This is a genomic window from Chryseobacterium antibioticum, assembly GCF_012927325.1.
Taxonomy (GTDB): Bacteria; Bacteroidota; Bacteroidia; order Flavobacteriales; family Weeksellaceae; genus Chryseobacterium; species Chryseobacterium antibioticum.
In genome coordinates this window covers 1-9,877 of the sequence record NZ_JABBGI010000052.1, presented here as the reverse complement: position 1 = coordinate 9,877, position 9,877 = coordinate 1, and the positions used below count along the sequence as shown (strand labels likewise).

At 37.5% G+C, this 9,877-nt stretch carries 8 protein-coding genes and 1 pseudogene; all 9 read right to left on the bottom strand.

What is annotated here, in order from left to right; all coding sequences use genetic code 11:
• Positions 1-125 precede the first annotated feature (125 nt).
• Positions 126-260 carry a bacteriocin-like protein gene (locus tag HHL23_RS22795; protein WP_262889261.1) on the bottom strand — a complete coding sequence of 45 codons (135 nt, stop codon included), beginning with the start codon at positions 258-260 and terminating at the stop codon, positions 126-128.
• Between the two features lie 54 nt (positions 261-314).
• Positions 315-659 carry a gamma-glutamylcyclotransferase family protein gene (locus HHL23_RS21915; protein WP_169236867.1) on the bottom strand — a complete coding sequence of 115 codons (345 nt, stop codon included), beginning with the start codon at positions 657-659 and terminating at the stop codon, positions 315-317.
• The gene (locus HHL23_RS21910; protein ID WP_169236866.1) at positions 659-1,285 is read right to left on the bottom strand and encodes an SGNH/GDSL hydrolase family protein; all 627 of its coding nucleotides are present in this window, start codon (positions 1,283-1,285) and stop codon (positions 659-661) included. The genes HHL23_RS21915 and HHL23_RS21910 overlap by 1 nt, the downstream gene beginning before the upstream one ends.
• An 85-nt stretch (positions 1,286-1,370) precedes the next feature.
• Positions 1,371-1,775, bottom strand: a complete 405-nt coding sequence (locus tag HHL23_RS21905) for a ribonuclease inhibitor (RefSeq protein ID WP_169236865.1) — start codon at positions 1,773-1,775, stop codon at positions 1,371-1,373.
• 101 nt (positions 1,776-1,876) lie between these two features.
• Positions 1,877-5,572, bottom strand: a complete 3,696-nt coding sequence (locus tag HHL23_RS21900; RefSeq protein ID WP_169236864.1) for a phosphoribosylformylglycinamidine synthase — start codon at positions 5,570-5,572, stop codon at positions 1,877-1,879.
• Between the two features lie 74 nt (positions 5,573-5,646).
• Entirely contained in the window at positions 5,647-7,071 is a 1,425-nt protein-coding gene (locus tag HHL23_RS21895) for a serine hydrolase (protein WP_169236863.1), read from the bottom strand.
• A 9-nt stretch (positions 7,072-7,080) separates the two neighbouring features.
• Positions 7,081-8,079, bottom strand: a complete 999-nt coding sequence (locus HHL23_RS21890; protein WP_228464941.1) for a WG repeat-containing protein — start codon at positions 8,077-8,079, stop codon at positions 7,081-7,083.
• 5 nt (positions 8,080-8,084) lie between these two features.
• Complete coding sequence (gene purB, locus HHL23_RS21885; protein ID WP_169236862.1) at positions 8,085-9,512, bottom strand: adenylosuccinate lyase; 1,428 nt, start codon at positions 9,510-9,512, stop codon at positions 8,085-8,087.
• Positions 9,513-9,762: 250 nt separating this feature from the next.
• Positions 9,763-9,877 (bottom strand): annotated as a pseudogene (locus HHL23_RS22675) (IS5/IS1182 family transposase); the annotation flags it as partial.

Genomic DNA, 9,877 nt, shown 5'->3' with positions numbered 1-9,877 from the left:
AATAATGAATTAATTTATTGATTATCAGATGAATATACAATATTTTATCTCAACAAACTAATGATAAATTATTTATTATCAAACAATTATATACTATCTTATGTGACTTCTATCATGCGTTTGCCCTAGGGACAATACCAACCATAAGGATAATTACAATATCCATTTTCATCAACAGGAACAACAATTAAAGGTGGGTTTATCCCTTTCCCATTTACATTTTTCAGTTCCTGTCTTTTAAGTTTTTTTAGATTTTTCATAGTATTTTTATTTGTCAACCTAAAACTAACAAATAAAACTAATATTTCACCACATCAAGATAAATTAATTTTATCTACCCACATAAATCCTTTCTTTCCGGATTTGAAAACTGTTTCTACTCTTTTATAGTCATCTACTTCATATTCGTCCGCCTGAAGAATTTCCTCTTCGGTGACCTCGAAAAGCAATCCTTCTATTTCATCTTCGCTGTCTCCGGAAAAATTCAGGATCGGATGATATTTCTGATTGCTTTTGCGCAACACTTCCGGATCGGTAATTTCAACCATCTTCAGCTTATAGCCTGTTAAAATATCTTTTTCACCTACCAGCAGTCTTCCAAATGTTTCAAGCTGTACCTCTTTTTTCTGCAAGGTTCCGTAAGAAAACAGATAAGCCATTATAAATATTTTTCTATGATGGGGATTGCCGTTTCAGCCATTATACCATACCCTTTTTCGTTGGGGTGAACTCCGTCTGCGGAAAGCAAAACTTCTTTATCCTGAACAAATGCAGCATAAAAATCAATGTAATGCAAAGCATTGTCAGCCGCTATATCTTTGAGGATTTGGTTGTACACTAAAACGTCTCCGTTGGTTCTTAATTTTCCTCCAGGAGTTTGTACACCATCTACCTTTTGAGAAAACGGAAGGATACTAACGAGATAAATATCATTGGCATGCTGTTTGGCATGCCGAACGGCTGTTTTAATATTATCTTTAAACTGTTCAGGGGCTACCAGCTGGTTTCCGTCTTTTATCGCGAGGTCATTGGCGCCGTAACCAATAAGAACAATATTTCCTTCTGCAGAATTCCGGGCAGCCAGTTCATGAGGCATTCTTCTGAGCAGGCCTTCTGTAGTTTCACCACCTATTCCAAGATTGAAAAGGATGATTTCATTACTTCCTTCGTGAAACTGTTGCAGCGCATATCTTTTAAGGATATCTACCCATCCTCCAAATACTCCGTCATATTCTCCATATGTGATACTGTCTCCGAAAAACAGCCCGTAAATCATTTTCTTCATTTTTAATAAGAGGTTAGAGATTAGAATTTAGAGGTTAGAAATTAGTACTGTTGAACACAATTCATCATTCATCATTCATCTAATATCAATTCAAAATTAATGTAATATTTTTGTGTGATTCTATAATTTCAATTAAAATTTCAAATAACGTCTGACCATTTCCTGAGGTCAATTCATCTAGTTTTTGCTGAATCAATTCTACGTTAAAAGGTTTTCCTTGCCTGATCTTGTTTTCATAAAAATGACGGGTAGCTTCCAGCCCAAGATCTTCTTTTGATTTTTGGGAATCTTTCCAGACGATTTCAACTTCCTCTCCGCTTTCAAATACTCCGAAACCGCCATACAGAATGTCATCAAAGCCGTCGAGTGTTCCTACTTTCCAGTCTGTATCTTTCATTAACACTAAAGAAACTTCACCGTAGAAGCCTGACAAATCGGAAAAATGGTTGCCCTTGATTGTGATTGCTTTATTTTTATCTGAATTCAACATTGTCCTGAATGTATTGTTGGAAGCTGGGTGGGTTGCCCTAAAATTTAATCCCTGTAAATATAAAAAAAATGACCGCCATTCGGTGGCGGTCATTGGTCTATTTATTTGAAGTATTCTACTCCGTTTTTGAATATATTATGGTAATTCGCGGTCGGTATGTTTTTCATGAGGCCTTCTGCAAAGCGCTCAGGGTGTCCCATTCTTCCGTAAATCTTTCCGCAAGGACTCGTTACTCCTTCAATTCCGAATAATGAATTATTGGGGTTGAAAGGCATTCCGTGGGCAATATTTCCATCAAGATCGAGGTACTGGGTTGCTATCTGTCCGTTTTCGTAAAGCTTTTTGATTTCTTCTTCTGAAGCCATGAAACGACCTTCCCCGTGAGAAATAGGAATGGTGAATACCTGATCTTTCATGCCTTTTAACCAAGGGCTTTCGTCATTGATGACCTTCACGTTCACCATCTGGGAAATATGTCTTCTGATCGCGTTATGAGCCAGTGTCGGAGAGTTTTCATCCAAATCTTTGATTCTTCCATAAGGTAACAGACCGGATTTAACCAAAGCCTGGAAACCGTTACAGATTCCAATGATCATTCCATCTCTGTCCAGTAATTCGTGAACAGCGTTTCTCATCTTTTCATTTTTCAGAACATTCACGATGAATTTTGCAGAACCATCCGGCTCATCACCTGCTGAGAAACCTCCTGAGAAGGCCAGAATCTGAGATGTTCTGATCTCTTCTACCCATGCATCAATACTTTCGTCCAACAGCTGATGGCTGATATTTTTCAATGGAAGACTGCTGGTCACAGCCCCTTCTTTCTGGAATGCATTCAAGGTATCGTACTCGCAGTTTGTTCCCGGAAATACAGGGGCAAATACTTTCGGCCTGGCAATTCCATGTTTTTTAATGATGATATTTCTTGAGTTGATGGAATTTGATTTCTCATCGATTTCAACCGTTATTTTTTCTTTTTCCTGAGTTGGGAAAAGGTTTTCAAATGTCCCGGTATAAGCGGCTACAAGATCTAAGATCGTAGATTCAAGACCGTTTAAAGCCAAAATCCCAGAGTCTTTTACTTCACCGATCTGTTGTAGAGAATTATGGTTCAATTCCTCTTTTGATTCGATAATTAAGCTACCGATATTTTTAGCTAATAAAGCATTTTCGTCAATCGTGATGTCTGCTCCTAATCTATTTCCAAAGCTCATTTTGGCTAAAGCTACTGCTGCTCCACCTTCTTTAATGGTTTTTACAGAAACAATTTTTCCGGCTTTGATATTTTCAAAAATAAATTCGAAAATTCCTTTTAAGCTTTCGTAGTTGGGAAGACCATTTTCCTGAGGAATATGGTTGAAGAAGTATACTTTATTTCCAGCCTGTTTGAATTCTGGGGAAATAACGTTTTTCTTCTCACCGTTTGCACATGCAAATGAGATCAATGTAGGTGGAACATTCAGATCCTGGTAAGTCCCGCTCATAGAGTCTTTTCCTCCAATCGCAGCAAGACCAAGGTTGATCTGTGCATCATAAGCTCCTAAAAGAGAAGCTAAGGGTTTCCCCCACTTTTCAGCATTCTGACCCAGTTTTTCGAAATATTCCTGGAAGGTTAATCTGATATTTTTGTAATCGCCACCCATCGCAACGATCTTAGCGACACTTTCTACTACCGCATAAGAAGCTCCTAACAGCGAGTTCTGCTTTGAAATTCCGGTATCAAATCCCCAGCTTGCGAAAGAAACAGTTTCAATATCTTTTGCTCCTAAAATTGGTAATGTCTGAGCACTTCCTTCCATTAATGTCTGCTGGTATATTCCTCCAAGAGGCATCGCAACCGTAGTGGCGCCTACAGAAGAGTCGAACATTTCCAACAGTCCTTTTTGGGAAGCTACATTTTTGTCGCTTATTATTTTAATGAAGTTCTCCTTTGTAAAAGATAATGTTTCTTCTTTCACTTCTTCAAGATGGGTAATTTTCACATCCTGAGTTTTAGAACATCCGTTGGTGTCTAAGAATTCTCTTGAAAGATCAACGATTTCATCCCCTTTCCAGAACATCTGCATTCTTCCTGAATCTGTTACTTTTGCCACTTCTACAGCAACAATATTTTCATCTTCACAAAATTTGATGAACTGTTCTTTATCTTTTGGATCAACTACTACAGCCATTCTTTCCTGAGATTCTGAAATCGCAAGCTCAGTTCCGTTTAATCCTTCATATTTTAAAGGTAAAACATCAAGGTTCACTTCTAATGAATCCGCAATTTCACCGATGGCTACAGAAACACCTCCTGCTCCGAAGTCATTTGATTTCTTGATCAGTTTCGTTACTTCAGGATTTCTAAAGAGTCTCTGGATTTTACGTTCTTCAACGGCGTTTCCTTTCTGAACTTCAGTAGACATGGTATGGATACTATTTTCATCCTGTACTTTTGAACTTCCACTTGCCCCGCCAACACCGTCACGGCCTGTTGCTCCTCCTAAAATAATGATGGAATCACCATTTTCAGGTTTGTCACGTCTTACCCAATCTACAGGAACGGCTCCGGTAACAAATCCGACCTCCATTCTTTTGGCTTTATACCCTTCGTCATAGATTTCAGAAACCATTGTAGTTGCCAAACCGATCTGGTTTCCGTAAGATGAATACCCGTTAGCCGCCTGTTTAGTGATGGTCTTCTGAGGAAGTTTCCCCGGTAAAGTTTTGTCAACCGGTTCTAAAACATCAGCAGCTCCCGTTAACCTCATCGCCTGGAATACAAAAGATCTTCCGGACAAAGGATCTCTGATCGCTCCTCCCAAACATGTGGAAGCCCCTCCGAAAGGTTCAATTTCCGTCGGGTGATTGTGGGTTTCATTTTTGAATAATAAATACCAAGGTTCTTTTTTACCGTCGTATTCAGCTTCGATCTGGATGGTACATGCATTAATCTCGTCTGAGATGACAAGGTTATCCAGATTCCCTGTTTTATGGAAATATTTACCGCATACTGTCGCAAGATCCATTAAAGAGATCGGCTTCAGCTCACGGCCTAAAAATTTTCTTTTTTCGATATAGTCATTGAAAATAGTTTCCAATGTATGTTTGAATGCTCCTTCAAACTGGATATCTGACAATTCTGTTTCAAAGGTGGTATGACGGCAATGGTCACTCCAATACGTGTCTAAAACTTTCAGTTCCGTTTCGGTAGGATTTCTTTTCTCTGTTTTAAAGTATTCCTGGATGAATTTAAGGTCATCCAATCCTAGCGCAAAACCGTGATCATTGTAGAAATTTTCAAGCCCGGCATCATCAAAACTGATGAAATTCTCGTGGATCAAAACTTTTGCAGGAATTTCATCAGCAGGAATGTTTAAGATGGAAAGATCTTTTTCCTGAGATTCCACTTTATTGATCAGAAGGTCTTTGATTTTTACAAGGTCTCCCTCAGAAATGCCTTCAAACTGAATCAGTTTTCCGCTTCTTACTTTGGACTTTTCATTTTCCGTCAGTAAAGCAATACACTGCTGGGCAGAATCTGCACGTTGATCGTACTGGCCTGGAAGAAACTCCATGGCAAACCAGATCTCCTTTCCTGGATTTTCTGTGTGTAAAATATCAGTCACAGGATCTACGAAAGTACTGTTTACGACTTTCCCGAACTCTCCGTCATTCAGTCCGAAAATATCGTACACATTATACACTTTCACATTTTTGACCGCCGGAACGACTGCTTTTACTTCATCAAAAATTTTTGGACTTTCAACATCGAAAATACCTCTTTTTTCTACGAAAATTCTTTTGTTATTAGACATTAGATGTCAGATTTTAAATATTAGATTTATTACTTTCTTTTTACTTTTTCAGAACCCATTGATTCTTTATATTTTTACAGCTTCAACGTCAGATTATTGTCATCTGTTCCGTCTGTATTGGAAGCATTTTTTGATGCATTGATCCAGTCTTCTCCGTTCAGAATCAGTTTAAAAGTATAGATTTTTCCTTTTTCGAAACTAGATTTTGGAACTTCCAATTCGAAGCGATTATCTTCTTTTTTCGTTAACTGAAAGTTTTTATTGTCTGTCTTCCAATCATTGAAAGATCCTGCAACAGAAGCGCTATTGATCAGTTTTGAATTTAAATTCTTTGGATGCGTATAGGTAAATACAACGTTATCTCCTTTCAGATAGTATCCTTCTGTTTCCTTTTTGCCCGGTTTTGTCGTCAGATCATTCATCAATCTGGCCACCGAATTATAAAGAGCCGGAAACGTATCCGGACCGCTGACGTTTACAATAACGCAAATCCCTGTATTCAGTTCGGGATAGATCGCAAACCAGACTTGGTCTCCGAATGCTCCTCCGTGCTTATACCCCATTTTCCCATGTTCGCTAAGGCCATAACCGTCCCAAAAATACCCGTACCAATCTCCTTTACTGTTACTGATGTTTCGTTGAGATTCCTGAACAATGGAGTTTTTTGAATCCAGTTCATACTTTAAGAACTTCACCATATCTCCCATCGTCGATTTGGTTTTTGATCCGCCAGAACCCCATAAATGACTTATGGATTTTGGCATCAGACGTCCGCTCGAATGATATCCATTTGCTAAGACTTCATTTTTGCCAAGTTCGAGTTTGGTGTGATCCATTCCTGCTTTTGAAAAAATATTTTCTTTAAGCAGTGTTTCATAGCTTTGACCATATATATTTTCCAGCATCAAACCTGTAAGTTCAAGACTTAGATTGCTGTAGCTATATTTGACTCCGGGTATCGTATCCAGTTTTACTTTTTGAAGGTCCTGCTTAAAATGATCTTTTGTATAATTTTCGCTTAATTTATTGTATTGAAAAGGCGTTTCATCTGACATTTTTTTCCTGATTTCGGTGTCATCAGGCAGATTACGCGGCAGTGCTGTTCTGTAGGAAATCAGATCTTTAATTTTAATCGGAGTTCCGTTGTATTCTAAATTGGGATATGATCCTTTCAGATACTTACGAATATCATCCTCAAGATTAATTTTATTTTCCAAAACGGCCTGAGCCAACAATTGTCCGGTAAAAAGCTTGGTTACTGATGCTATTTCAAAATAGGTATTGTTATCCGCTTTGTTTCCCTTTCCTTTATCTATTTCCCCGAAATGTTTTGTATACACTTTTCCGTCTTTCACGATTCCGACAGATACGGAATAAGCCCCTGATTTTTCTTTTAATTTTTGTGCAGTTTTTTCCATGATGGAATACATCTCTTTCTGACTTTGCGAGAAGCTTTTTGCAGACACGAGAATCAATAAAAAAATCGAAAGGTTCTTCATGGGCTATTGTTATTTTACAAATTTATTTGGATTATCGGGACGTTCTTTCTGAAACTGTTCCGCTTCTTTTATTTCATTCTTCAACCATTCTTCGTAAGGAACTTTTTCATCATAATCCATGGTATACTTTTCTTGACCATCTTCTGAAACAAGGAATTTAAACCGATCACAAATCGTAAGATCCATCCCTAAAGCATAGGTATTAATCTGATAATAAGGAAAATTCTCTTTGGGCCTTTCTACGATTTCAAAAATTAATTTCTTTTCAGCATCAGACATTTCAGGATAAACATTGATATAATACAATCCTGAAAGTGTTTTATTCTGCTTTTCAAAAAACTGAAGAATGTTCTTCTCTTTTTCATTGTAGTGAAAAGGATTCGGATAGTATTTCCCCTGAATTTCTTTGTCTTTATCAGATGATTTTACAATGGGCTTCACCGTCTCGCCTTTGGTATTCATTACTCCCCATGTTCCACCAACAATTCCTTTATGTTCATCTTCTGTTTTCTCCCAGTCACAGCCATCACAAAACAATGCATAACCGTACTCGAAATATGAAACGAAGTCATGTTTGGCTTCTATGATGATTTTTCCATTCCGGTCAACAAAACCAACTTTTCCGTTTTTGACGAATCTTCTGAGTCCTTCTTTGAAATAATCTGCTCCATTGTCATAAAAAAACGGTCTGTAAAGAAAGTTTCCTTTTCTATCATACACATAGCCCCATGCATTTTTCTCTTTGGTTTCTCCTTTTTTGGAACCGTCGAAATAAATGGTTTCTTCTTTCACCAAATCGCCGTCCTGAAGATCCGAATAGATCTTAAACTGGGCGGGAACAATAATTTTCCCGTCCTGATTTTTTACTCCTGCCAAGGTTTCTTTTGAGATAAAATACTTTAAAACCTCTTTCTTCTGGGAAAAAGAAAGGATGGGGATCATGGCAATGAGTAAAAGAGTTCTTTTCATACTGGCTAAAATAAAAAATGCAGCCCAAAAAGGCTGCATAAGCTTTATACTTTAAGGTCAGCCTCCAATCCTATCAGGTCTTTATTCTGATCCAGAATCGGCTGGACTTCATTGCTGATGAACTCCTCCGTCTGAATAGGGGCAAAACCGATAAAGTTTTTAGGATCTAAAACTTCTTTTAATTTTGATTTATCTAGTTTTAAAGAATCATCATTTAAGATTCTTTCAATAAGGTCATTTTCTTTTCCTTCTTCTTTCACTTTCTTGGAAGCTTCCATGGAGTGAACTCTGATCACTTCGTGAATTTCCTGACGGTCACCACCAGCTTTCACTTCTTCCATGATGATATATTCTGTTGCCATGAAAGGAAGTTCTTCTTCAATATGTTTGTTGATTCTGTTCGGATACACAACAATTCCGTTCATGATGTTGTTCCAGATCAACAGGATAGCATCAACGGCTAGGAATGCCTGAGGAATAGTCAGTCTCTTGTTGGCAGAATCGTCCAATGTTCTTTCAAACCACTGTGTAGAAGCTACCATAGCAGAACTTGTTGTCAGAGACATTACATATTTTGCTAATGCTCCGATTCTCTCGCTTCTCATTGGATTACGTTTGTAAGCCATAGCGGATGAACCAATCTGGTTTTTCTCAAATGGTTCTTCAATTTCCTTAAGGTTTTGAAGAAGACGTAAATCGTTGGTGAATTTATGGGCAGACTGAGCAATATTTCCTAATAAAGCTACCACCTTAGCATCGATTTTTCTGTCATAAGTCTGACCTGAAACGCCAAATACTTTCTCGAAACCGAATCTTTTCGAAAGTTCTTTATCTAAGTGTTTTACTTTAGAATAGTCACCGTTGAAAAGCTCTAAGAAACTTGCAGCTGTTCCGGTAGTTCCTTTTACACCTCTGAAACGAAGGGTTTCAAGGAAGAAATCCAATTCTTCAATATCAAGAACAAGACTTTGTAACCAAAGTGTAGCTCTTTTACCAACGGTTGTCAGCTGAGCCGGCTGGAAATGGGTGAATCCTAGGGTAGGAAGATCTTTATACTGAATAGAGAAATCAGCTAAGCTTTTCATGACGTTAACCAGCTTTTTCTTTAAGATTAAAAGCCCGTCACGGATCTGAATAAGATCTGTATTATCTCCTACAAAAGCCGAAGTAGCCCCTAAGTGGATAATTCCTTTTGCTGAAGGCGCCACATCACCATACGTGTGAACGTGAGCCATTACATCATGACGGAATTTTTTTTCATACTCAGCCGCCTTATCGTAGTCGATGTTTTCGGCATTAGCTTTCAGCTCAGCAATTTGTTCGTCTGTAATGTCAAGACCAAGATCTTTTTCAATTTCAGCCAAAGCTATCCAAAGCTTTCTCCAGGTACGGAATTTGTTATTATGTGAGAAATTAAACAACATTTCTTCACTGGAATAGCGCTCTTCCAATGGATTTTTGTAGGAATTCATTCTTTCTTTTACTTTTTAGATGTACAAAAATAAGGATTTTCAGTGAGAGATGAAAATTGTAACTGACCTTTTAAATTTTAGCCAAAACGAATGCTCTGTTTTATATTTTTAAAAGACTGAATCTTTATTTTCCGGGGATTAATTTTATCTAAACTATTTTTCAAATACGATATTCTTGGTTTCATAATAAACTTAAAAAAAAATATTTCATCTGGACGATTTAGATCAGTTTTACTAGTATAGAGGTCATTTAAACTTTTTTAGATTTATAAAATTTGTTCAGAGCTATAACCATAAAAGCGATATAATTAAAAGACTTCCAACTCGATACTGTTGTGTCAAAACGATTAAGCAATGATCGAAAA

Bases quoted from the DNA above. Each gene is read 5' to 3' on its own strand.
- HHL23_RS21890 (WP_228464941.1), bottom strand. From the start codon at position 8,079: ATGCAGCCTTTTTGGGCTGCATTTTTTATTTTAGCCAGTATGAAAAGA.
- HHL23_RS21905 (WP_169236865.1), bottom strand. From the start codon at position 1,775: ATGTTGAATTCAGATAAAAATAAAGCAATCACAATCAAGGGCAACCAT.
- HHL23_RS21900 (WP_169236864.1), bottom strand. From the start codon at position 5,572: ATGTCTAATAACAAAAGAATTTTCGTAGAAAAAAGAGGTATTTTCGAT.
- purB (WP_169236862.1), bottom strand. From the start codon at position 9,512: ATGAATTCCTACAAAAATCCATTGGAAGAGCGCTATTCCAGTGAAGAA.
- HHL23_RS21895 (WP_169236863.1), bottom strand. From the start codon at position 7,071: ATGAAGAACCTTTCGATTTTTTTATTGATTCTCGTGTCTGCAAAAAGC.
- HHL23_RS21910 (WP_169236866.1), bottom strand. From the start codon at position 1,285: ATGAAGAAAATGATTTACGGGCTGTTTTTCGGAGACAGTATCACATAT.
- HHL23_RS22795 (WP_262889261.1), bottom strand. From the start codon at position 260: ATGAAAAATCTAAAAAAACTTAAAAGACAGGAACTGAAAAATGTAAAT.
- HHL23_RS21915 (WP_169236867.1), bottom strand. From the start codon at position 659: ATGGCTTATCTGTTTTCTTACGGAACCTTGCAGAAAAAAGAGGTACAG.